This window comes from Planktothrix sp. PLAVEN19ND, assembly GCF_057220675.1.
The window spans coordinates 1,359,985-1,383,069 of record NZ_CM170132.1 but is presented as its reverse complement, the minus strand read 5'-3'; the positions used below and the strand labels follow the sequence as shown (position 1 = coordinate 1,383,069).

General features: G+C 38.6%; 22 protein-coding genes. 10 read left to right on the top strand and 12 right to left on the bottom strand.

The window, feature by feature from the left end:
• Window positions 1-121: 121 nt before the first annotated feature.
• The 3 genes from AC2D3N_RS05975 to AC2D3N_RS05965 all read right to left on the bottom strand — a co-directional run bounded on the left by AC2D3N_RS05975 (window position 122) and on the right by AC2D3N_RS05965 (window position 2,484).
• Complete coding sequence (locus tag AC2D3N_RS05975; RefSeq protein WP_484693077.1) at window positions 122-1,048, bottom strand: glycosyltransferase family 2 protein; 927 nt, start codon at window positions 1,046-1,048, stop codon at window positions 122-124.
• A 15-nt stretch (window positions 1,049-1,063) separates the two neighbouring features.
• On the bottom strand, window positions 1,064-2,170 hold the full coding sequence (gene mraY / locus AC2D3N_RS05970; protein WP_484693076.1) for a phospho-N-acetylmuramoyl-pentapeptide-transferase: 1,107 nt from the start codon (window positions 2,168-2,170) through the stop codon (window positions 1,064-1,066).
• Between the two features lie 68 nt (window positions 2,171-2,238).
• Window positions 2,239-2,484 (bottom strand): DUF3134 domain-containing protein, encoded by a 246-nt coding sequence (locus AC2D3N_RS05965; RefSeq protein ID WP_079677171.1) that lies wholly within the window; start codon window positions 2,482-2,484, stop codon window positions 2,239-2,241.
• A gap of 152 nt (window positions 2,485-2,636) precedes the next feature.
• Here AC2D3N_RS05965 and AC2D3N_RS05960 point away from each other — a divergent pair, with 152 nt between their 5' ends.
• The 7 genes from AC2D3N_RS05960 (at window position 2,637) to AC2D3N_RS05930 (ending at window position 8,527) form a co-directional block, all read left to right on the top strand.
• Window positions 2,637-3,230, top strand: coding sequence for a PAP/fibrillin family protein (locus AC2D3N_RS05960; RefSeq protein WP_079677170.1), 594 nt, complete (start codon window positions 2,637-2,639; stop codon window positions 3,228-3,230).
• Window positions 3,231-3,253: 23 nt separating this feature from the next.
• Entirely contained in the window at window positions 3,254-3,955 is a 702-nt protein-coding gene (locus tag AC2D3N_RS05955; RefSeq protein WP_079677169.1) for a Uma2 family endonuclease, read from the top strand.
• Window positions 3,956-4,225: 270 nt separating this feature from the next.
• Window positions 4,226-5,521, top strand: coding sequence for an adenylosuccinate lyase (purB, locus tag AC2D3N_RS05950; RefSeq protein WP_484693075.1), 1,296 nt, complete (start codon window positions 4,226-4,228; stop codon window positions 5,519-5,521).
• Between the two features lie 166 nt (window positions 5,522-5,687).
• A complete protein-coding gene (locus AC2D3N_RS05945) occupies window positions 5,688-6,395 on the top strand; it encodes a M15 family metallopeptidase (RefSeq protein ID WP_079677167.1) in 708 nt (235 codons plus the stop codon).
• A 166-nt stretch (window positions 6,396-6,561) separates the two neighbouring features.
• On the top strand, window positions 6,562-6,750 hold the full coding sequence (locus AC2D3N_RS05940) for a hypothetical protein (protein ID WP_079677166.1): 189 nt from the start codon (window positions 6,562-6,564) through the stop codon (window positions 6,748-6,750).
• A 17-nt stretch (window positions 6,751-6,767) separates the two neighbouring features.
• Window positions 6,768-7,577 (top strand): 2-succinyl-6-hydroxy-2,4-cyclohexadiene-1-carboxylate synthase, encoded by an 810-nt coding sequence (gene menH, locus AC2D3N_RS05935; protein ID WP_484693074.1) that lies wholly within the window; start codon window positions 6,768-6,770, stop codon window positions 7,575-7,577.
• Window positions 7,574-8,527 (top strand): o-succinylbenzoate synthase, encoded by a 954-nt coding sequence (locus AC2D3N_RS05930; RefSeq protein ID WP_484693073.1) that lies wholly within the window; start codon window positions 7,574-7,576, stop codon window positions 8,525-8,527. The genes menH and AC2D3N_RS05930 overlap by 4 nt, the downstream gene beginning before the upstream one ends.
• Window positions 8,528-8,620: 93 nt before the next feature.
• On the opposite strand, the gene AC2D3N_RS05925 is transcribed toward AC2D3N_RS05930, so the two are convergent.
• The 7 genes from AC2D3N_RS05925 to AC2D3N_RS05895 form a co-directional block, all read right to left on the bottom strand.
• Window positions 8,621-9,427: a hypothetical protein gene (locus AC2D3N_RS05925; protein WP_079677163.1), complete on the bottom strand. Its 807-nt coding sequence runs from the start codon at window positions 9,425-9,427 to the stop codon at window positions 8,621-8,623.
• 82 nt (window positions 9,428-9,509) lie between these two features.
• Window positions 9,510-9,989 carry a tellurite resistance TerB family protein gene (locus tag AC2D3N_RS05920; RefSeq protein ID WP_079677162.1) on the bottom strand — a complete coding sequence of 160 codons (480 nt, stop codon included), beginning with the start codon at window positions 9,987-9,989 and terminating at the stop codon, window positions 9,510-9,512.
• Between the two features lie 34 nt (window positions 9,990-10,023).
• A complete protein-coding gene (locus AC2D3N_RS05915; protein ID WP_484693072.1) occupies window positions 10,024-11,811 on the bottom strand; it encodes a M61 family metallopeptidase in 1,788 nt (595 codons plus the stop codon).
• A 101-nt stretch (window positions 11,812-11,912) separates the two neighbouring features.
• Complete coding sequence (locus AC2D3N_RS05910; protein WP_079677160.1) at window positions 11,913-12,593, bottom strand: Crp/Fnr family transcriptional regulator; 681 nt, start codon at window positions 12,591-12,593, stop codon at window positions 11,913-11,915.
• A 153-nt stretch (window positions 12,594-12,746) separates the two neighbouring features.
• A complete protein-coding gene (locus AC2D3N_RS05905) occupies window positions 12,747-13,100 on the bottom strand; it encodes a DUF1257 domain-containing protein (RefSeq protein ID WP_079677159.1) in 354 nt (117 codons plus the stop codon).
• A gap of 151 nt (window positions 13,101-13,251) precedes the next feature.
• A complete protein-coding gene (gene ycf46 / locus AC2D3N_RS05900) occupies window positions 13,252-14,772 on the bottom strand; it encodes a stress-responsive protein Ycf46 (RefSeq protein WP_484693071.1) in 1,521 nt (506 codons plus the stop codon).
• A 74-nt stretch (window positions 14,773-14,846) separates the two neighbouring features.
• On the bottom strand, window positions 14,847-15,197 hold the full coding sequence (locus AC2D3N_RS05895; RefSeq protein WP_484693070.1) for a slr0373 family blue light stress response protein: 351 nt from the start codon (window positions 15,195-15,197) through the stop codon (window positions 14,847-14,849).
• Between the two features lie 287 nt (window positions 15,198-15,484).
• On the opposite strand from AC2D3N_RS05895, the gene AC2D3N_RS05890 reads away from it, so the two are divergent.
• Entirely contained in the window at window positions 15,485-19,246 is a 3,762-nt protein-coding gene (locus AC2D3N_RS05890) for a class I SAM-dependent DNA methyltransferase (RefSeq protein WP_484693069.1), read from the top strand.
• 361 nt (window positions 19,247-19,607) lie between these two features.
• On the opposite strand, the gene AC2D3N_RS05885 is transcribed toward AC2D3N_RS05890, so the two are convergent.
• Together AC2D3N_RS05885 and AC2D3N_RS05880 are read right to left on the bottom strand one after the other, a co-directional pair.
• Window positions 19,608-19,817, bottom strand: a complete 210-nt coding sequence (locus AC2D3N_RS05885) for a type II toxin-antitoxin system HicA family toxin (protein WP_079677155.1) — start codon at window positions 19,815-19,817, stop codon at window positions 19,608-19,610.
• Window positions 19,814-20,017 carry a type II toxin-antitoxin system HicB family antitoxin gene (locus AC2D3N_RS05880; protein ID WP_079677154.1) on the bottom strand — a complete coding sequence of 68 codons (204 nt, stop codon included), beginning with the start codon at window positions 20,015-20,017 and terminating at the stop codon, window positions 19,814-19,816. The genes AC2D3N_RS05885 and AC2D3N_RS05880 overlap by 4 nt, the downstream gene beginning before the upstream one ends.
• Before the next feature lie 130 nt (window positions 20,018-20,147).
• On the opposite strand from AC2D3N_RS05880, the gene AC2D3N_RS05875 reads away from it, so the two are divergent.
• Together AC2D3N_RS05875 and AC2D3N_RS05870 are read left to right on the top strand one after the other, a co-directional pair.
• Complete coding sequence (locus AC2D3N_RS05875; RefSeq protein ID WP_079677153.1) at window positions 20,148-22,130, top strand: ABC transporter ATP-binding protein; 1,983 nt, start codon at window positions 20,148-20,150, stop codon at window positions 22,128-22,130.
• A gap of 105 nt (window positions 22,131-22,235) precedes the next feature.
• A complete protein-coding gene (locus tag AC2D3N_RS05870) occupies window positions 22,236-23,075 on the top strand; it encodes a YaaW family protein (RefSeq protein WP_079677152.1) in 840 nt (279 codons plus the stop codon).
• Window positions 23,076-23,085: the final 10 nt, after the last annotated feature.

The following is a 23,085-nucleotide window of genomic DNA, read 5'->3' as shown; positions in this document are numbered from 1 at the left end:
GTGATATAGCAAGAGGCAATAGGGAATAGGCAATCTCGCTATAGGTAAATACTTACTGTGAGCAGCTTTTAGCTTTCAAGAATGTCCTAATAGATGTGGCGACTGTTATAATACTTCAATTTTAAAGTCGTTCAATTACTTTTGCTTGATCTGATAATTTGGCTTGTTGTTGTCCTTGGAAACGAGCATTTCTATTAAATAAGGAGATGGGGGTACTAATTAAATCCACGATTTCTGCTTTTCCGGTTGAAAGTTTGACCATATCCAGGGGTAATTCTTTTAAAACCCAACGTCCTAAGCGATACAGATAATCGGAAGGAGTTAAGGATTCCATTAAATCAATCCCATGGAGTTCATGCAAATACCGATTCGATTCTCCATAGCGTCGCCACTGACTTTTTAATGCTTTTAAGGTAGACCGATGACGGTGTTTAACTATTGCTTGGGATGCTAATTCTAATTGATAATTGGTTTGTTGTTGAATCCGCCAACACATATCAGCATCGCCCCCGGTGGTGAGGTAGGGACGAAATAAACCCACCTGTTCAAAAATTTTACGCCGAATGGCTAAATTAGCGGTTTGACCATAGGGTAAAAAGCTATTATTTAAGGTATGTTTTTGGGATAAAGTTTCTTGTTTATCGGCATATTTTTCTAATAGATTTTGACTGGGTAAGGCGATGATTTCACCTGCTACCAAACCAATATTAGGGTTAGAAAAGGGTTGAATTAATTGCTCTAACCATTGGGGTTCCGGTCGGCAATCCATATCGGTAAAGACAATAATATCACTGGTTGCAACTCTAATTCCGGCATTGCGAGCGGCATAGGAACTTTGGATATTATTTTCTGATAATGAACGAATATTAATTGCAGTAGATGTGGCTAATTCCTGAACAATAGAGACAGAATTATCCCGACTATTGTTATCAACTAATAAATATTCTACTTGATCTGCCGGATAGGTTTGCGATCGCAAATATTCAATTAAATCCGGCAAATCAGTCTCGCCATTATAAACCGGGATAACAACAGAAAGGTTAATCATGATTCGGCAAAAAACCTAGAAAGGATTGTATCCTAGAAGCAGGGTAATTAACACTAAGATAGCATTAATTAAATAAAAACTCCCGACCACTTGGGTTTCTTGCCATCCTGATAATTCTAAATGGTGATGTAGAGGAGCCATTTTGAACAGACGTTTGCCCACACCCTCGGCGTTTTTTGTAGCTTTATAATAGCTAACTTGAGCAATCACAGAGAGGGTTTCCACAAAGAAAATTCCGCTAATTATTAATAACACCCATAAACTATTGGTTAATAGGGCAACCGTGGCTAAACCGCCTCCCAATGCTAAGGCTCCCGTATCTCCCATAAATACTTTTGCGGGGTTGCGGTTGTGGGTGACAAATCCTAAACAACTGCCACTCATACAAGCACAAAAAGTGGTTAATTCCGGTGCGTTGGGGGCGACATAGGCTCCTAAACCCAAAAATGCGATCGCACCTAACCCGCCCATTAACCCATCCACACCATCGGTTAAATTGGTGGCGTTACTTTCAGCAACCTGGACAAAAATTGCTAGGGGCCAGAATAACAATCCCAGAGGAATTGCCAGTCCTAAAGGTAAAGCAACGGTGGTGAAAGTGGCAGATTGAGTCACTGCTAACCACACACAAAATAGCGTTGCAAAACCTACCTGCAACGCCAATTTCATTCGAGGAGAAATCCCTTTATTTGATTTACGTCTTAAAATCTGCCAATCATCTAACCAACCAATAAATCCGTAGGCTAAGGTGAGGGCAGAAACGGCGATCACATGGGGATGAAATTGAGTTAGAATTAAAGATATCGCCACTCCCACAGGAATAAAAAATATCCCTCCCATGGTTGGAGTTCCGGCTTTTTGTAAGTGAGCTTGGGGGCCATCTTCTCGAATAAATTGTCCGGCTTTAATCTTGACTAAAAGCGGGATTGCCCAATATCCTAAGACAGAAACGGCGATCGCACCAATCAAAGCGGGTAAAAATAACGAGCCTTGAACTTGAAATGAATTACTGTTCACCCGGTCTAAACTAAAAGCGAACACACCCAACCCTAAACTTAAGAGGAACAATAGGGTTTGTCCAGACCAGTTGGACGATTTAACCGAATAAAGTTTGCTATCCACAGAAATTTTTAATCCTCAACACCACAAAATCACAATCCCAGAAATCGCTAGTTTCCTAGCGTCTATTTCTAGCTTTCTGATAGATCATCATCATCATCATCATCATCGTCATAGGCAGAGTCATCAACGGAAATCAGATCGGTGATTTCTTCTTCCTCCTCCAAATAGTCAACGGTTGTGGTACTACTGACGGTATCTCGTTCGATTAGACGTCCGGTGGACTCCAACCAAGCTATCAGTGAAATTTCTTGTTTGGAAGGAATCACATCAGCCGGTTCATGGGCTGGGATTTCTCGCAAGGATGGGTTAAGCATTTTTAGTTTTCGGCGTCAAATAGAATTGAGTTAGACTTAATCTAATTTTACACAATCATTGGTTATGGACAGTATCATATTTTTTTAATCTATTTTGAGTCTTATAGATTTAAAAAATCTAACCAATAATTCATTAAACATAAGATAAAACTATGATCAACTCCAAAAAAGCCCTTTTATTAGAAATGATTGCCGGGAAAAATCGCGGTCTACTCGCCACCCCGGGGGATAAAGCGGCTATTTTATCCGCCCTGACTCAACTGGAAGAATTTAATCCCAACCCCCAACCCCTAGAAGTTCCTGAACTCCTGAATGGAAATTGGCGACTATTGTACACCAGTAGTGATGAATTACTCGGAATTGGTCGATTTCCCTTGCTTCAGTTGGGGCAAATTTATCAATGTATTCGGGTGGCGGATCGAAAAGTTTATAATATTGCAGAAGTGCAAAGTTTACCATTATTAGAAGGAATAGTCAGTGTAGCTGCCGAATTTGAACCCGTTTCGGAAAAACGAGTGAATGTTAAATTTAATCGCTTTATTATCGGTTCTCAAAGATTTATTGGTTATCAATCTCCTGATAGTTTTATTGCGGATATTGAAGGTGGGAAAAAGTTTATTGCAATTGATTTTAGTTTACAAGCGCGTGATCAAAAAGGTTGGTTAGATATTACCTATTTAGATGAAGATTTAAGAATCGGACGGGGAAATGTTGGGAGTGTTTTTGTATTAACGAAAGTTCTTTAATTACCCATTACCCAAAATCCATTATGCTATTAAAATACGATCTGAATCTTTGTTTACCTTCTGCGGAAGATTTGCCCGACTCCGACGATACCCCTGTGGATAACGAACTGCAAGATTTAATCCCTGGACTGTTAAAAATCCTCCTGGCTTCTATTTGGTCTGAACGCATGGATTGGTTTTTTGGCGTGGATATGGGAATTTATTATGATCCTGAACAACCTGCTATTGTCCCTGATGGTTTTTTAAGTGTGGGAGTTCCTCGAATTATCGATGAAGATTTACGCTTGAGTTATGTACTTTGGGAAGAACAAGAAGTTCCTATTTTAATCATTGAGGTTGTATCCCATAAACGCCGAGGAGAATATACGAAAAAGAAACAGTTTTATGCAGAAATGGGGGCATTATATTATGTGGTTTATAATCCCCTACGGAAACGTAAACCGCCTTTAGAAGTTTATAAACTAGAAAAGGGTGAATATAAATTACAACCTGGGGAACAGGTTTGGTTGCCGGAATTACAATTAGGAATAGGTCGAGAACGGGGAACCCATGTAGGAATTACGAGGGATTGGCTATATTGGTATAATCAACAGGGAAGCCGTTATTTAACTGCCGAAGAACGTCTACAACAATCTCAAGAACAAACCTATTTAGCCGAACAAAAAATACAACAACTGGAAGAACAATTACGACGTTTAGGAATTAATCCCAATCAACTCGATTAATATTAATTCCAGGTAATGGTTAACCCCTGAAATGAATTTTACCACGGAGAGAGACGCGCCATGGCACGTCTCTACCATGATTTCTTTTTTAAGGCTTGCGATCGCTAATCCACATCAAAAGTTAAAATAGGACAGTTGTGCTAAATGGGATGTGAGTGACCGACCTCGGATGCAGTAGATAGGAAATTGGGCTACAACTGTTTCACCCGTCTACTGTTGAACGATTAACGTCTGTTTTAACATCAAAGCGATCAAATCCAAACCCAGAATATGATAGAACGGTATACTTTGCCTGAAATGGGCAATTTGTGGACAGAGACTTACAAGCTGCAAACTTGGTTACAAGTAGAAATAGCCGTCTGTGAGGCTCAGGCGGAGTTAGGATATATCCCATCGGAAGCCGTTGCAGAAATTAAGGCTAAGGCGAATTTTGATATCAAGCGGGTGCTGGAAATTGAGGCAGAAGTCCGCCATGACATGATTGCCTTTTTAACCAATGTCAACGAATATGTTGGGGATGCCGGACGCTACATTCATTTAGGCTTAACCAGTTCCGATGTCTTGGATACAGCCCTAGCTTTGCAATTGGTAGCCAGTGTGGATGTGTTGTTAGAACGTACGGAAGCCTTAAGTCAGGCCATTCGTTACCAAGCGCAACAACATCGAGATACGGTGATGATCGGTCGATCCCATGGTATCCATGCTGAACCTATCACCTTTGGGTTTAAATTGGCCGGATGGTTAGCGGAAGTTTTTCGTAACCGGGAACGTTTGGTGCGTCTGCGTCAAACCGTGGCGGTGGGCAAAGTCTCTGGAGCCGTGGGAACCTATGCTAATGTTGATCCGAGGATAGAAGCGATCGCTTGTCAAAAATTAGGACTCGAACCCGATACCGCCTCCACCCAAGTCATTTCCCGGGATATTCATGCGGAATATGTGCAAACTTTGGCCTTATTAGCCGCTAGTATTGAACGGTTTGCCGTGGAAATTCGCAACCTGCAACGGACGGATGTTTTAGAAGTAGAAGAATTCTTTGCCAAAGGTCAAAAAGGTTCCTCTGCCATGCCCCATAAACGCAACCCTATTCGCAGTGAACGCTTAACCGGAATGGCGCGAATTATTCGGGGAAATGCGGTAGCTGCATTAGAAAATGTTGCCCTTTGGCATGAACGGGATATTTCCCATAGTTGCGTGGAACGAATGATCTTACCTGATTCTTCAACTGTGGCTCATTTTATGTTAGTTGAACTGACGGATTTAGTCAAAAATCTGTTAGTTTATCCTGAAAATATGCAGCGCAATATGAACCTTTATGGTGGTGTTGTTTTCAGTCAACGGGTATTATTAACCTTAGTTGAAAAAGGGATTAGCCGCGAAGAAGCCTACAAAATTGTCCAATCTTGCGCTCATATTGCTTGGAATAAAACCGACGGGGATTTCCAATCTTTAATTAGGGAAAATGATCAAGTTAAAGCAACATTATCTCCCGCAGAAATTGATGCTTGTTTTGATCCAAAACATCACCTGAAAAACCTTGATCAAGTTTACCAACGGTTAGATATATAAACCTCAAGAAATCGGGTTTTTAAACCTAATTTTGGGGATATATAGCAAGTCTAATCAGTTGCACATAAAAGTATGAAAATCTAATTCATCTTATTCATCGTAGGGGCGAAGCGCGCCTCGCCCTTACGGGAATTTGTACTAATCACATCACCATCATTTTAACCTTATGCTTTCTAAACTCATGATGCGATTATTCTTATTTTTATTCCTAATTTTGGGTATTAACTGTAATTCCGTTCATGCTCAAAATTTAACCGCCCCTCCTGCTGCCCCTCCTAAGTCTCCTCCTTTAGTTATCCAAGATTATAACCAAGTGCCAGAAGCAGACAAATTAGTTGATATTAGAAGCGTTAACCTGAACATTCGTCACGATATTCGCTACGCCACAACTAACAATTTTTTAAAGAAAAAAATATATTCCACCCCTCGATGTTTATTACGTTCTGATGTTGCCCAACGCCTATCAAGAGTTCAACAGGATTTAGAACAAATGGGGTTAGGATTAAAAGTCTATGACTGTTATCGTCCCCTATCTGTAACTCGGCAAATGTGGGCAATTTTACCCGATAATCGTTATGTTGCTAACCCCGCCAAAGGGTCTCGTCATAACCGAGGGGCAGCGGTTGATTTAACCTTAGTTGATTTACGCACCGGGGCAGAATTAGAAATGCCAACCGCCTTTGATGATTTTACCAATAAAGCCGCCAGAGATTACTCTGGAAATTCTCCCCAAGTTCGTCGGAATAGTGACTTACTAGCTGCTAAAATGAAGCAACAGGGATTTATTCCCTTAATTACAGAATGGTGGCATTTTGATGCTCCAGGATGGGATAAATACGGCCTTTTAGATATTCCTTTGGAAAATATTCGTTAAAACTCATTTATTATTAATATCCCGGCAAGTAGAGACATTCCATGGAACGTCTCTACTACAGCGTTTTTTCAAGTTATTTCAAATCTGCCCCTATTTAACAAAAGTTTAGTACAATAATTAGTAAAGCTACTTAAAAGTGGCCGAATCTAAATTGAGCTAAAACACAATGCAATATTATTTTACCGCATTCATCATTACTTTTTTTATCGCCTGTTATGGTTACAGCTATTTAATTGTTAAACTAGCTAAACAAAAAGGAGAAGAATTTCTATTATTTGGAATGTTATTCGGATTATTTGGATTTATGGCGTTTTGTGCCGCTTCTGTTCCCTTTTTACATTGGCTACTAGATTAATAAATTCACCAAATTCCATGCCGTTCTTAAAGCTAAAGAACTACGATTTTCATTATACCCTAAACGGCTATCTTAATCAACCTATTATTCTATTTCTACATGGATTTTTGGGAAATAGTCAGGATTTTGATGCCCGAATTTCTCCACTTTTCCCCCAGTTTTGTTGTTTAACCCTTGACCTGCCTGGACATGGAGAAACCCAAGTTTTAGGAGAGGATAGCTGTTATAAAATGCCGGAAACAGCAGCCGCATTAATAGAGGTTTTAAACCGTCTGCATATTTCTCAATGTTATTTAATGGGATATTCTATGGGGGGAAGATTAGGATTATATTTAACCTTATATTTTCCCCAATATTTTAAAAAAGTAATATTAGAATCTACATCCCCAGGACTTAAAACCGAATCTGAACGCTTACAACGGTTGATTTCAGATACCCAAAAATCCCAACAACTGCAAACCATAGAATTTTCCATATTTTTAGAACAATGGTATCATCAACCTCTATTTAAAACCTTAAAAAATCATCCTGAATTTGATCAAATTTTTGAGCGTCGGTTAAAGAATAATCCCATGGAATTATCAAAATCTCTGCGTTATTTGGGAACCGGAAATCAAATGTCCCTCTGGGAAAAATTACCCAAAAATCAAATACCCCTATTGCTGTTAGTGGGAGAATTGGATCATAAATTTAAACAGATTAATCAAAAAATTAACCAATTATGTCCCGTTTCCCAGTTGCAAATTATCCCAAATTGTGGTCATAATATTTTAATCGAAAATCCTCAAGCGTGGATTAATGTAATTGTTAAATTTTTATCGGAATGAATTATCAATTTCAATTTAAATCCTATCAACGTCCGTTTAAAACCCCGCTTAAAACCGCTCACGGAATTTGGAATATTAGAGAGGGAATTATTTTAAATTTAACCGATGAACAGGGTAATATAGGATGGGGGGAAATTGCCCCTTTAAGCTGGTTTGGGTCGGAAACATTAGAAGATGCGATCGCTTTTTGTCAACAACTTCCCTGTCTGATTTCAACAGAAACTATTTTTACTATTCCTGACAATTTACCCGCTTGTCAATTTGGGTTTGAGTCTGCATTAATAGAGTTAAATCCTAACAGTTTATTTGATTTAGCTAAACTTCAATATAGCGGATTATTACCAACTGGAGAAACGGTATTAACTACTTGGAAAACCCTATTTCAGCAAGGATATCAGACTTTAAAATGGAAAATAGGCGTTGATGATATTACGGAAGAAATCAATATTTTTCAACAGTTAATTAATAGTATAACTGAAACTTTAGAAACCGTGTTTCTGAAAATCCGTCTCAGGTTAGATGCAAATGGCGGTTTAACCTTTGAGCAGGCGCAAAAATGGTTAGAAACCTGTGATTTAATTAATATTCATCAAGACTTGATTGAAATTGAGTTTTTAGAACAACCCCTATCTATTGATCAGTTAGAATTAATGTTAGAATTATGCGATCGCTATTCTACCCCCCTCGCCTTAGATGAATCCGTTGCTAATTTAGAACAATTAAACTATTGTTATCAGCAGGGATGGTCAGATATTTTTGTGATCAAACCCGCTATTTTTGGATCTCCTAAAAAACTCAAGAACTTTTGCCAAAACAATAAAATTGATACCGTTTTTTCCTCAGTTTTTGAAACCGAAATTGGTCAAAATTCGGCTTTAAAAATTGCCTCTGAACTGTTATTATATGATCGGGCAGTTGGATTTGGCATTAATCATTGGTTGGTGTCCTAAATTAGATCCCCCTGAAAAAGAAAAATCATTTCTCATAAATAATCAAACTAATTCAATTGATGGCAAATTAGACTTGGGTTTTTTGGTAAAACCTTAATTATTCATCGCATCAGCTTCTCCTTTAGCCTGTTCTTGATTTCGACGATATAATGCAGCCCGATTTTGGGCGGTAGCATAGCGTTCAAAATCGGGAGAAACTGCTTCCATATAATCGGCGGCTTGCTGCCATTTCTGGGCTATTTCTAACCATTCTTGACGGGTATCAGCAAATTTTCCCTCGGCGGAGGCTTCTTCTGCTATTTTCACTCCTCGACTAAATTGTTGGGCTGAAGATAAAGTTTCTGATGGTTTAGGAGATGATTCTATATCGGTTTGTGGCTTAGATTGTAGGGATTCTAATAATTGAAATTGTAACGCATTGTACAGAAGAAATCCCATTAATATTAATACCACAGTAACAGCGATCGCCCAAATTAAATTTTGTTGTAATTGACCTAATTTTGGCTGGTTAGATAAGGATTCAATGGGTAAATCACTTTGATTTGAAACCGAAATTTTCTTAAAAATATTAGGCTTTTTAAGAATAATTTCTTCAGACCATAATAGTTGATTTTCAGGATCTTGAGTAATATCTTCTAACCAGAGTAACTGTTTTTCTTGTCGGATGCGACCATAAATCCTAACTCGACGAATATTACGCGGTGAAATTGATTCTAAAATCCCCCAAATTTTCTTAACAATGATTGATTTTTCTAAGGATTCCGCATTTTTTGCTTCACAAAGTAATTGCAAAACATCATTAATAAAAATAGCCCGATTAGTTACCCCTAAATCCGCCATTTGTTCGTTAAGGATTTGAATGATAGCTGCAATCCGGCCCCTGTGAGCTTGTTTATTCATATTTTGAACTCGATAATGCGGTTTTTCCCCTGAAAAATATAAGGGGGATTTAGAAGTTATCCCCCATCTATTGAGTCATCTTTTATTTTTGAATAAACTCTCCTAATTTACGAGTCATGGTTTCAATTAGTTCCGCTTTAGAATGAGAGGGATTATCCATCTCAACTTCTAAGCGTTGAACCACCTCTGGAGGGAGATTCAGTAAGTCTAATAACTTTTGATACGCGGCGGCTTCTTCGGGGTTAATTTTAGGTTCATCTGGGGTACGAGAACTGGAGTTAATCACTTCATATCCTAAAATGAGTACCAATTCCCGTTCGGCTTGGGTTTCTAGTTTAGGAATTAACTCCTCTAAGGGGATATTTTGCATTAAATAATCCCTTAATTCCTGTTGAAGTTCCTGGTGTTGTTGTTCCTGTTTGGCAAACACACGGCTCAACTGATCTAGCATCAGATTAACTTCTTCAGTGGCTAATTCTCCATCTGACCAAGCCATCGATGCTACAACCCGCAGAAGATTCATTTGACGGGGTGTAATTGAAGGAGGCGGCGGGACTTCCATTAACCTAACCTGTGAATATTTCCCCCTAATCATCTCATAATTTGTGATAGGGACAGCCTAACCAACCTTCAAAGTTTCGTTTCTGTTGGGGGGTGAGTTGCGCCACGGAAACAATTTTGTAATGATTAGGACGGGGAGCGGTCAAGGTAACTTGACAAGTTCGCAATAAATCTTGATGAAAAAATGTTAATTCTATTCTATCCCCTGGTTTGTAATCTTTTAAGCGCTCATGGAATTGGTCGGAGGTGACTTTAAATCCATTGAGGGCTAAAAGTTCATCATTAATATCTAATCCGGCGGTTTCTGCGGGACTATGGGCTTCTACAAATTTGATTATTTCTCTGCCTTTTTCCGATACAACTTTGCAGCCCAAATAGGGGGTTTCATCGGTGGTTTCTGCAACTACTTGTAAACCAAAGGGTTCTAAATATTCATTGTAAGGAAGTTCGGTAACTCCATACAAATATTCTTGGAAAAAATCGCTTAAAGATATTTCCGCAACGGACTCTATAATCTGTTCCAATTGTTCGGGAGTAAAGCCAATTTCTGGTTGACCAAAGGTTTCCCACATTTGACGCATCACATCATCCAGAGAACGGGCATTTCCATGTTTATTTCTAATTAATAAATCTAGTAAAAACGAAACTAATTCCCCTTTTAAATAATAGGAAATTTGGTTATTATCACTATGGGATTCTCGCCGATAAAGTTTAATCCAAGTATCCCAACTGGATTCACTTAAAGGTTGAACTAACCGCCCGTGAGTGGTTTGTAGACGAGTAATTTCTTTGGAAATGGCATGAAAAAAGCCCTGAACATCAAAAATTCCCGCCCGATAGGGAATGACCATATCATAATAACTGGTGGTTCCTTCGGAAAACCACAGGGAGGGAGTATAGTTTTCCTGTTCATAATTAAACACTTCCAAAGCCTTCGGACGAATGCGTTTAACGTTCCATAAATGGAAAAATTCATGGGCGACTAACTGCATAAATCGATTATATTTATCGGAGCTACGGAAGCCAAATCGAGAATAAATTAAAGAGCAAGACTCTTTATGTTCTAAACCACCAAAGCCATGATTAGAAAGATGTAATAAAAACAAATAACGTTCGTAGGGGAGTCCTCCAAATAATTCCGATTCCACGGCGATAACTTTTTGGAAATCCGTAATTAACCTTTCAGGATCAAGATTTCCCTCTCCCCAAATGGCTAATTGATGGGATTTTCCCTCAACTTCAAATTCATATAAACGATGGGTTCCGATTTCAAAGGGACTATCCACTAAGGTATCAAAATCAGGAGCATAAAATGTATTAGATTGATGGGAAATAGGCGGTAAAGTAGTGCTCACCTTCCAATTTTTAGGAGGTTCTATGGTAACTTGAAAGGGTTGTTGTTCATATCCTGGGATATATAAAAATAAAGCCGCCCCATTAAAATAACCGTGAGAACTATCTAAATGATTGGTTCTCACACTTAATTCATTCGCAAAAATTCGATAATAAACGATAATTTCTGTGGCGGAATTAGTTTGAATTTGCCAATGATTTTTACTGATTTTTTGCCAATTTAAAGGGTTTCCATCCTGGTCACGAACAGCAAAATCCTGTAAATGTCGGGAATATTCCCGCACTAAATAAGAACCCGGAGTCCAAACGGGCATTTTTAAATCTAATACGGAGGATAAAATAATATCTTTTTGAATGCGTAAGGTGACTTCAAATAAATGGGATTCGGGTTTGGGAAGGGCTACCCAATACTGTAAGCTAGGAATAATTGTAGCCTGATGATCAGCAAGGGTTTGAATCGCTTCAGTCATAATTTTTATAGCTAAAAAATTGTTAATAAACAATAATTTTCCCCTCCGTTAACAGAAGGGAAAATTAACAACGCTGAATTTTAGCGTTGAATGTTTTTGATTTATTGGCTAGAAAGATGGTTTAAATGTTTGAGATTGAGTAAATGAATGACTTGTCGTTCTTCATCAATATTCATCCAACCTTTACTCATAATTTTATCCATAATTTTAGTTGTTTCTTCCAAGGAAATATCTGTAACATCCGCTAAATCTTGGAAAGGAATATTAAAAATATCCGCCCCTTTTTCCGTGGGCTGACCGTAATTTTCAGCTAATTCTACCAGGGTATTGGCAAGTTTAACCGCCGGAGGACGGTGACGAATTTGATAGCGTTGGTTGGTTTGACGCAAACGACGCACCATCAACTGCAACATTCTATGGTGAAGTTGGGGATCTTTAAACAGCGTCTGGATAAAGCGTTGGGCCGAAACACTAATTAATCGTACGGAAGATAGGGCGATCACATCATTGGCTCGGGGAGATTCATCTAAAATTGCCATTTCCCCAAAGAAATCCCCTCGCCCCAAAATGGCTAATGTGACCACTTCATCCCCTGATAAGCGTCGGACTTTCACCCATCCAGAAACGACAAAATAGACTGCATTTCCCCACGCATCCTCCATGACCACCGCCCTATCAGCCGGATATTCATGTTTGACAGCAACGGATAGCAGCCATTCTAACGTTTCAGGATTGGCTCCTTTGAATAGTGGAAAAAGCTCGCTAAAAGCTTCAGTTTGCATGAGAATTTGCTACGTTTTTTAAGTAGTAGATTACCGATCCACTTTGATGAATAGTACCAAGATATCCTATAAATTGATCTAGTTGCAAATAGAAAAACGGGTCAACCCCTATAAATTTAGGTTAACCCGCAAGCTTGGGAACGCTTAGACCAACTATTTTTGGACAACCAATTTCACGTTGGCGTTTTGCAGACCGCGCTGTTTAACATCAGCTAAGGTCTTGTTAACGGCGTATTTTTGGTTGATAGAGTTGATCAGTTCGGTTTGGTTGTGTTTTTTAGCCACACCCCACAGATCAGCAATTAAATCGAAAGTACCATCGCTGTTGCGAGACCAACCGAGGTCATATTCGCCTTCAAGGACTGCAACCAAGTCGGCACGAACCCGTTGGCCATTATAGCCACGGACATCAGCATTAGTTTTAGTGCTGATACCCAGATCACTCAGAGAAGCTTTCAGGATTTCGGAATCGGCGATTTTAGTACGCAGTGTGCTAAAGTGAGACATTTCGGTATCCTCCGTGAACTGAAAACGAAACAACAACGGTTTGGTTAGAATCGATGCCGTCTTTATAAGGGGACGGCTTTTTTCGTTTTTGGGAACTGCTAGTCAGTTTTAGGGACTAGCCTTAACTCCTATTTGGACTAGGAGCAAGCCTTTAGAACTCCATGCGCTGATATTCAGCGACGGAGGACGCAGCCGGACGTGCACGCTGTCTTGCCCAATCTCGTAGTGCGGTGACCTGTTCGTTCATGGTCTTGGACAAGGGCAGGGTGGACTTAATCGCGGCAATGATATCAAGCTGCGTAAACTCGCGGTCTTGAGCAAAGGCTTCGTACATCGAAGCGATTACGGCCTGCTCAATTTCTGCTCCAGAAAAGCCTTCGGAAACCTTAGACAGTTGTTCTATGTCGAAGCGTTCGATTTCCCGACGACGTTTGGACAGATGAATTTTGAAAATATCTTGGCGTTCTTCTTGGGTGGGTAGATCCACAAAGAAGATCTCATCAAATCTGCCTTTTCTCAGAAATTCTCCCGGCAGGCGTTCAACGCGGTTGGCCGTTGCCATCACAAATACGGGAGAGCTTTTTTCCTGCATCCAGGTGAGGAATGATCCAAAGATCCGGCTTGAGGTTCCACCATCGGAATCTGCTGATCCGCCACTACCCGCAAAGGATTTATCTAATTCATCGATAAATAAAATCACGGGGGAGATTGATTCAGCCGTCTTTAAGGCGTTTCTCAGGTTGGCTTCGGAACGGCCCACCATGGAACCGTCATAGACCCGACCCATATCTAACCGGAGTAGGGGCAATCCCCATAACCGAGAGGTGGTTTTAGCAATCAGGGACTTTCCGCATCCGGGTATCCCTAAAATTAACATCCCCTTGGGTTGGGGTAGACCATATTCCCGTGCTCTTTCGGTGAAGGCGTTGGAACGTTGATGTAACCAGCGTTTCAGTTCTTCTAAACCGCCTACGGAATCGATGGTTTCATCGACATCAATGTATTCTAAGATGCCATTGCGTCGAATCAGTTGTTTCTTTTCGGTCAGAACAACACCCACTTCTTCTTCTGTGAGGCGTCCGGCGGTGACTTGGGCTTTCCGGTAGACTTTTTCGGCCTCATCCTGGGTTAACCCTAAGGCTGCTTTGAGCAGTTTTTCTCGTCCTTCGGTGGTTAAACGTCGAGACCGGGCTTGCTCCAGTTGGGAGGTTAATACTAGATTCAGTTCCTTCATATCGGGCAGAGCGAAGTCCAGAACCACAACTTCTTTCTCTAGCTCGATAGGAATAGATTGGATCGGCGACATTAAGATGATGGTCTTATTTGTGCCTTTGAAACTGGCGATCGCATCCCGCAAACACCGGGTCACTTCAGGGGAATCCTTGAAGGGATGCAAGTCTTTAAATATATAAATACTTCCGCTTACGTTAGGCTCTTTGTGCCGAATCGCCCAATCGATCGCCGCCTGGGGAGAGACTGTGTTAGATTGAACCGCCGTTCTCGTCTGATCGTATTTGACTAAACCGCGAGTGACTGTCCACACATAAACCTCTCTCTGGCGCTTGGCTTGTGCGATTTTGGCTATAGCCTGCTCAGACCGCTCTTCCTCAGAGGTAACGAGGTAGATCAGAGGATATCGGGCTTCAATTAAGATACTGAGTTCTTCTTGCATAGTCCTCGATCCAATAGAGACGGTTTGACGTTTACAGAATCTGCTAGTCCTAACCTTAGACCAAGCTTAAGGATTTAGCAGGGAACCAATTCTTCTTCTCCTGGTTGGGCTGTGCTAGATTCCATCTCTCTCACAGACCCGACAGGCAGTTCATCATCGTTATTAATGCTGGGTTGCTCTGTTAATGAGGCTAATTCCCCGTCCTTAATAATGATGGAACTAGAACAGTCTGGACAGGAGTAAACCCGATGGGTTTGTCCATAGGATGCCTCCACTTCATCTACCAATTCGGAATTGTTCAGGTAAAAAACAATTGCCCGTTCAGCAATGGATGACATCGGCTCTGATTCAACTGCCGCTTTTATTTTTAATTTGCGATGCAGTTCCGGCGGAATATAGAGAGTGACTTTTTGCTTATTTTGCATAAGACTGTGAACTTGTGTACCCGGGTATGTGTCCCAAGATAACGAACCTTTTTCAAGATGTCAAGACGTTATGCCTCTATGACGGCATTTTTGTAATATTTCGTTACATTGTGTCGGTGGGCGGGTAATATAGCTATCCGAATCATCGTAGGGGCGAGGCGCGCTACTACACTACACTACACACCGAATTTGTGTCCATTTTTTAGGGTTAATAGTCTTGATCATTATGAGTGTACAATTCATTTAGACTTGCTATATAAGTAGTTGAGTAACTTTGTTGCTGATACATGAATAACCAAAGACAACCCAGAGAATCCTTAAATAAAGCCTTTCTGAAAGTCAAAGTCAGCCGCAGCGATATTGAACAATTTAAAGCTAATTTGATTAATCTCCTAGAGCAAATCAATGAAAAGGAATATGAAGAATTTCATAAAAATTTGATGGCTGATTTCCTGAAAAATACCTATTATAGCCCTAATTATTTTATTAATACCAAAGAACGTAAAGATCTAGTGATTCACAATCAAAAAGATTCTAAAAGCAGTGTAGGTATTATTCTGGAAGTCAAGAAACCTAAAAATAAAGCGGAAATGGTTAAGATTGAAAACCTGAACGCCAAAGCCTTACAAGAGTTAGTTTTATATTTTTTGAGGGAACGAATTACCCATAATAACCTAGAAATCAAACATTTAATTGCTACTAATATTAATGAATGGTTTATCTTTGATGCTCAGATTTTTGAAAAATATTTTTGTGAGAATAAACAATTAATTCAACAATTTGAAGATTTTGCAGCCGGACGCTTAACGGGTAAAACGACCGATTTTTTCTATAGGGAAATTGCCAAACCTGCCATAGAAAAGATTAAACATGAACTACAATTCACTTATTTTAATATTCAAGACTACGAAGCATTTGTTAGAGATGATAACCCCGAAAATGATGAAAAACTGATCGCTTTATTTAAGTTACTTTCGCCGCAACATTTATTAAAATTACCGACCGCTAATGATAGTAATACCCTGGATAAAGGCTTTTATAGTGAATTACTCTATCTGATCGGTTTAACAGAAACCAAAGAAAAGAATAAAAAACTGATCAAACGTCAACCCGAAGGACAAAGAAATCCAGCTTCACTACTAGAAAATGCTATTTTACAACTTGATAGTTTAGATAAAATTTCCCGACTAGAAAAACCCGAACAATTTGGAGAAACTGCACCCGAACAGGTTTTTAATATTGCTTTAGAGCTATCAATTACTTGGATAAACCGAATTTTATTCTTAAAATTATTAGAATCTCAACTCATTAGTTACCATAAAGGCGATCGCAATTTTGCCTTTTTAAATTTAGATAAAATTCATGATTTTGATGATTTAGATCGGTTGTTTTTCCAAGTATTAGCGGTTAAATCTAGTGAGAGAAAGCCCGATATAAACAAGATATTTGCTAATGTTCCCTATCTAAATAGTTCCCTATTTGAACCTACCGAACTCGAACATCAAACCCTAGTTATTAGTAACCTGAGAGCCGAAAAACTCTCGATTTTATCATCAACCGTCTTAAAAGATCCTAACGGAAATAAACGCACCGGAGAACTGAATACCCTACAATATTTATTTGAGTTTCTCGATGCTTATGATTTTAGTAGCGAAGGGTCAGAAGGAATTCAAGAAGATCAGAAAACCTTGATTAATGCTTCGGTTTTAGGACTAATTTTCGAGAAAATTAATGGTTATAAAGACGGGTCATATTTTACCCCTGGTTTTATTACCATGTATATGTGTCGGGAAACCTTACGGAAAGCCGTTGTCCAGAAATTCAATGAAATTAAAGGTTGGAATTGTCAAACTCTTGATGATTTATATGATAAAATAGAAGATAGAACCGAAGCGAATCGAATTATTAATAGTTTAAAAATTTGTGATCCGGCGGTGGGTTCGGGACATTTTTTAGTGTCGGCTTTGAATGAAATAATTGCGATTAAAAATGATCTAAAAATTTTACAGGATCAAACTGGAAAACGATTAAAAGAATATCAAATTGTTGTAGAAAATGATGAATTAATTATCACCGATGAAGATCATCAACCGTTTACCTATACACCGCAAAACCGAGAAAGTCAACGCATCCAAGAAACCCTATTTCACGAAAAGCAAACGATTATCGAAAATTGTTTATTCGGTGTGGATATTAACCCCAATTCGGTTAAAATTTGTCGGTTACGGTTATGGATAGAATTGTTAAAAAATGCCTATTATCAAGCGGAGAGTAATTACACGGAATTGGAAACCCTCCCGAATATTGATATTAATATCAAGTGCGGTAACTCTTTAATTAGTCGTTTTCCCTTGGATGCGGACTTAAAACCGGCGTTAAAGAAAAGTAAGATTGATATTGAAACCTATCAAAACGCTGTCCAGACCTATCGCCATGCGGAGAATAAACAGCAAAAGCGGGAGATGGAAAGGTTAATTAATAGTATTAAAAGTAATTTTAAAACCACACTTCAAGGAGTTGACCCTAGAAAAACTAAGTTAAGACAGTTAGAGGGGGAAGTTTATAATTTAGAGAATCAACTTTCGCTATTTGAGGAAACTAAAACTGAACAAAAAGCCCGGGAGAAGAAAGTTATTAAGTTGAATAATGAGATTGATAAGTTAAGGGTGGAAATTGAGGAAATCGAAAGCGGTAAAATTTATGAAAATGCGTTTGAATGGCGGTTTGAGTTTCCTGAAATTTTGGATAATCAAGCTAATTTCATTGGTTTTGATGTTGTTATTGGAAATCCGCCTTATTTTTCTCTATCCAAAATCAAGGAAAAATATCAAACTGCTTATTTTGAGAATAACTATCAGACATATACAAAGGTTTCAGATATTTATTGCTTGTTTTATGAAAAAGGAAATTGTGTTTTGAGAAAAAGAGGATTTTTAGCTTACATTACTTCTAATTCTTGGTTAAAAACTATTTATGGTGATTCACTAAAGAAATATTTCATTGAAAATATGCAACCTCAGACTTTATTAAATATTGAAGATATTCAGATTTTTGAAGAAGCAACTGTTGAATCAAATATCATAATTCTCAAAAAAGATAAAGTAAATGAATATTTTGATGTTGCTAGTCTAACGAATAATTATCTTATCGGTTATTCATTAGATGAGTATTTTGATAAAAACTGTTTTCAATTTAAAATACCTAGCAGATCAGAATGGATTATAGGTAATATAAAAACAACTGATTTAAAATTAAAAATAGAGCAATCTTCTAAACTTTTAAAAGAATTTAATATTAATATTAATAGAGGTTTACTTACTGGACTAAACGCGGCTTTTATTATAAATGAGGAAACTAAAAATAAATTAATCTCTGAAAGTTTTAATTCTGCTGAAATAATTCAGCCAATTTTAAGAGGTAGAGATTTAAAAAAATATAGTTATACTTTTTCAAGTCAATGGGTAATAGGTACATTCCCTAGTCTAGCTTTAGATATTAAAAATTATCCAGCTATTATGGCTTATTTTGAAAAAATTGGAAAAAAAAGGTTAGAGCAGTCTGGTATTGAAGGTAGTAGAAAAAAGACAAATAATCAATGGTTTGAAACCCAAGATTCTATTGCTTACTGGAAAGATTTTGAAAAACCTAAAATTGTTTGGGGTGAGATTTCTGATCAACCTAAATTTGCTTTTGATGACTCTAACTATTATGCTGAAGCTACTACCTTTTTGATGATGGGTGAAAAACTTAAGTATTTGTTAGCAATTCTAAATTCAAGATTATCAGAATGGTACTTTAACCAAATTTCAACTACCACAGGAATGGGTACAAATAGATGGAAAAAGTATAAAATTGAAATGTTACCTATTAAAGAACCTACGGAAACTGAAGAATTGTTATTAGAAAAATTAGTTAATCAAATCCTCACCGCCAAAAAATCCCACCCCAATGCAGATACAACAATATTAGAACAACAAATCGATCAACTGGTTTATGAATTGTATGGATTAACAGAAGAAGAAATTAAAATAGTTGAGGGTAAAACCTAAAAAAGATTATCCATTTCCCCTCGTTTCTAGGTTCTACCTAGAAATGCTATTCATGGAGGCTCCGTCTCCTATTATTACTTGAGGCAGAGCCTCAATATTAGTATTCCAATGCTCTGCATTGGAACAAGAAGATCAGGAAAAAAGGGAACATCCGTTAAATTTTTTCTAGCTTCTATAGCAAGTCTAAATGAATTGTACACTCACAATGATCGGGGTTATTAACCCTAAAAAATACTTACATTCCCTTGTAGGGGCGAGGCGCGCCTCGCCCCTACGATTATTTGGATTTCGAGCTATTTTTATAACTGATTGAGACTTGCTATACTTCAGAATAAATAGCGATTGATTCAAGAAAAGTTGATTATTTTAGCTCATCTTCAGATATGTTTGCAGTTTTCATAAGAACACCTAATATTCCGAGCTTTAAATCTTGATTCCGATGAACTGGAACAGAAACAATCCTATTATTTTGGGGATTTTGATAAATATGATGACTACCTTTGATTCTTTTCAAAATCCAGCCTTTTCTTTCCAAAATCTTACAAAAATTTTTCCCAGAAATTGATTTCATACTGCAATTTCCACAATGCGGTCAGTTTCTTTTTCCTTTAGACTTTCATTTGCCACCTCTAACCAACCTTCTATCGCTTCTTGCAGATTTTCCATCACTTCTTCCCACGTTTCTCCTTGAGTCACACATCCAGGAAGTGCTGGAACTTCTGCCCAATATCCTCCATCTTCTGCTTCGTGAACAATAGCTTTAATATTCATAATTGGGTAAAGTAGATATTTTCTTATTTTAGCATTGATGCTATCCTTTCCGGTTAGTGCGACCCCCTTCTATCCCCTATTTCCCCATCTTCTGTTAAATTGATTCATATATATGTAGATGGTAACTTCCATGCAATATCCTGTCCTGAACGTGAATAATCTGCGGGTGGAGTTTGAAACCGACGAACGGACGGTCGCCGCCGTTGATGGTATTTCCTTCCAGGTCGGACGGGGACAAACCCTGGGAATTGTGGGCGAGTCCGGTTCAGGAAAATCCGTCACAGCATTAGCAATTATGGGGTTACTTTCCACCGCAACCACTCAAGTTAGCGGGGAAGTTTGGTTTCAAATTCCCGAATCTGAAGACTATAACTCCTATTCCCAACCCGTTAATTTATTACAACTTTCATCAACTCAAAAACAAACCTATCGAGGCGGTCAAATTTCTATGATTTTTCAGGAACCTATGACCTCCTTAAATCCCGTATTTACTATTGGGTTTCAGTTAACAGAAGCTATTATTCAGCATCAACAAATCTCTCCCAAACAGGCGATGTGGAAAGCCGCATCCTTATTACAGGAAGTCAAATTACTTCCCAGTGATGATCAATTAATGCAGCAAGCATTAGAAGAACAAAACCATCAAGCAACATCCCGTTCTCCCCAGGAATTACAGGATAAACGCACCAGAAAAAGAGAAGTAATTCAACAGGTGAATGCTCAAAAACGAGCCATGTTAGATCGCTATCCCCATGAATTATCCGGGGGACAATTGCAACGGGTAATGATTGCTATGGCTATTTCTTGTAACCCCATATTATTAATTGCGGATGAACCGACAACGGCCTTAGATGTGACGGTACAAGCCACAATATTAGAGTTACTTCAAGAGTTACAAGAATATCGGGGAATGGCGATGATTTTTATTACCCATGATTTGGGAATTGTCGCTCAAATTGCTGACCAAGTGGCGGTCATGTTCCAGGGAAAAATAGTCGAGTCAGGAACGATTAAGCAAATTTTTACAGCCCCTCAAAATCCCTATACTAAAGGATTATTAGCTTGTCGTCCTACCTTAGATAACCCGGCGGTCAGACTACCCACGGTGGCGGATTTTATGGAAGTTGTTACCTTGGAAAATGGAGAAAAAGAAATTCGGGAAAAACCTCAATCGGAAGTTAATAAAATTTATAATAATATTTCTAATAGTGCTTTAAGTTCTAAATCCTTTTTATCAAGTCTGGCCTCAGATCATCCGCTTTTATCGGTTAAAAATTTAAGGGTTGGTTTTAAAATCCCCGGAGTATGGGGTCAAACTAAACGGTTATTTATGGCGGTTAATGATGTTTCTTTTGAGGTTTATCCCGGGGAAACCTTGGGATTAGTTGGAGAATCAGGCTGTGGAAAAAGCACCTTAGCCAGAGCGATTTTACAACTGATTAAACCCTTGAGTGGTCAGGTATTATTTGAAGGTCAGGATATTACCGCACCTTATTTAGAAACAGCTATCTTTAGTGGATTTACCAATTATCGAAATCAGCAACAGTTTAATCATAAAATGCGTTGGGTGCGGCGGAATATGCAGATTATCTTTCAAGATCCGTTTAGTTCCCTTGACCCTAGAATCAGCATTGGGGAGGCGGTAATGGAACCTTTAATTATTCATCAAGTGGGAGATAGTTTTAAGGAAAAATGCGATCGCGTGGCTTATTTATTAGAAAGAGTCGGATTAAATCCTGATTTAATACGCCGTTATCCCCATGAATTTTCCGGGGGACAAAGACAACGAATTTGTATTGCTAGAGCTTTAGCATTAAATCCTAAATTTATTATTTGTGATGAATCGGTTTCGGCCCTGGATGTGTCGGTACAGGCGCAGGTTTTGAACCTCTTAAAAGAGTTACAATCTGAATTTAATCTGACTTATATTTTTATTTCCCATGATTTAAGTGTAGTAAAATTTATGAGCGATCGCATGATTGTGATGAATCAAGGAAAAATCGAAGAAACCGGAACCGCCGAAGAAATTTATCGTCATCCCAAACAAGCCTATACTCGCCAATTAATTGCTTCTATTCCTTCAGGGAATATTAGAAATAGTAACTTTAATTGACAGGAAGACAAACACGGATTATGGATAATTTCAAGAATAACAAATTTTCCCAAATTGTAGTAGAATGGTAAACGGAAAAACTCCCAATTGAGGAGGATATCAACATTGGACGAACTTAGATCTGGATTAGAACTGGCAACAGAAGATGAGTTGGAACAGTTAACGGAACTCTTGTTTAGTCGGGGTTTGAACCCTTTAGACTATGTAAAAACTCCCACCCCCATCGACGTTCAAAGTCGAGACAGGGAAGCCTGGTTAGATGCTTTAGAACAGCGTTTTCGCTATCTTGCCGCCGATGGGGTGACGGTTTTACGGGGAAAAACTCAACAGGTGACTTACCGCCAAGCCTTAATTCAAGTCTGTCATTATTTGAGAATTTCCTATGCAAAAAACCTGTCAACTTCTGATTTAGAAGCGGAGGTTTTTTTGCATCTTTTAGGTCAAGTTTGGAAACGTTTACCCCAGTCAGAACAAACTAACCTCACCCAAAAAATTCAAAAAGCATTAACTGAAACAAAACCTTTACAACCCTTACCAATTTCTGCCCAAAAAGATCCGTTAGGATGGTTATTTAAAGCTGGAAGTTTGGTAGCCGTTAATTCTGTTATTCGACCGATAATTTTAGGACAAATAGCCCGTCAATTTGCTTTACATTTTGCTAAATATCAAGTAGCAAAAGAAGCCTTAATCACAGGAGGCGCAACCGCAGCCACTCAATTTCAAAATTATGTTGCAATTCAAGCCGCAAATCGAGGAATGGCGGTTACGGCAACTAAATATGGGTTAACTCGCAGTGTATTTTCTTTCCTGGGGCCGTTATTATGGACGTGGTTAGTGGCTGACTTAGGATGGCGAGCAATTTCTACCAATTATGCTAGGATTATTCCCACCATATTTACTTTAGCACAAATTCGTTTAACCCGTTCAGATTGGGCTTATTCTTAATACTGATTTA

Coding starts and splice junctions, on each gene's coding strand:
- AC2D3N_RS05975 (WP_484693077.1), bottom strand. CDS start 1,048: ATGATTAACCTTTCTGTTGTTATCCCGGTTTATAATGGCGAGACTGAT.
- AC2D3N_RS05965 (WP_079677171.1), bottom strand. CDS start 2,484: ATGCTTAACCCATCCTTGCGAGAAATCCCAGCCCATGAACCGGCTGAT.
- AC2D3N_RS05960 (WP_079677170.1), top strand. CDS start 2,637: ATGATCAACTCCAAAAAAGCCCTTTTATTAGAAATGATTGCCGGGAAA.
- AC2D3N_RS05955 (WP_079677169.1), top strand. CDS start 3,254: ATGCTATTAAAATACGATCTGAATCTTTGTTTACCTTCTGCGGAAGAT.
- purB (WP_484693075.1), top strand. CDS start 4,226: ATGATAGAACGGTATACTTTGCCTGAAATGGGCAATTTGTGGACAGAG.
- AC2D3N_RS05945 (WP_079677167.1), top strand. CDS start 5,688: ATGCTTTCTAAACTCATGATGCGATTATTCTTATTTTTATTCCTAATT.
- AC2D3N_RS05940 (WP_079677166.1), top strand. CDS start 6,562: ATGCAATATTATTTTACCGCATTCATCATTACTTTTTTTATCGCCTGT.
- menH (WP_484693074.1), top strand. CDS start 6,768: ATGCCGTTCTTAAAGCTAAAGAACTACGATTTTCATTATACCCTAAAC.
- AC2D3N_RS05930 (WP_484693073.1), top strand. CDS start 7,574: ATGAATTATCAATTTCAATTTAAATCCTATCAACGTCCGTTTAAAACC.
- AC2D3N_RS05925 (WP_079677163.1), bottom strand. CDS start 9,427: ATGAATAAACAAGCTCACAGGGGCCGGATTGCAGCTATCATTCAAATC.
- AC2D3N_RS05920 (WP_079677162.1), bottom strand. CDS start 9,989: ATGGAAGTCCCGCCGCCTCCTTCAATTACACCCCGTCAAATGAATCTT.
- AC2D3N_RS05915 (WP_484693072.1), bottom strand. CDS start 11,811: ATGACTGAAGCGATTCAAACCCTTGCTGATCATCAGGCTACAATTATT.
- AC2D3N_RS05910 (WP_079677160.1), bottom strand. CDS start 12,593: ATGCAAACTGAAGCTTTTAGCGAGCTTTTTCCACTATTCAAAGGAGCC.
- AC2D3N_RS05905 (WP_079677159.1), bottom strand. CDS start 13,100: ATGTCTCACTTTAGCACACTGCGTACTAAAATCGCCGATTCCGAAATC.
- ycf46 (WP_484693071.1), bottom strand. CDS start 14,772: ATGCAAGAAGAACTCAGTATCTTAATTGAAGCCCGATATCCTCTGATC.
- AC2D3N_RS05895 (WP_484693070.1), bottom strand. CDS start 15,197: ATGCAAAATAAGCAAAAAGTCACTCTCTATATTCCGCCGGAACTGCAT.
- AC2D3N_RS05890 (WP_484693069.1), top strand. CDS start 15,485: ATGAATAACCAAAGACAACCCAGAGAATCCTTAAATAAAGCCTTTCTG.
- AC2D3N_RS05885 (WP_079677155.1), bottom strand. CDS start 19,817: ATGAAATCAATTTCTGGGAAAAATTTTTGTAAGATTTTGGAAAGAAAA.
- AC2D3N_RS05880 (WP_079677154.1), bottom strand. CDS start 20,017: ATGAATATTAAAGCTATTGTTCACGAAGCAGAAGATGGAGGATATTGG.
- AC2D3N_RS05875 (WP_079677153.1), top strand. CDS start 20,148: ATGCAATATCCTGTCCTGAACGTGAATAATCTGCGGGTGGAGTTTGAA.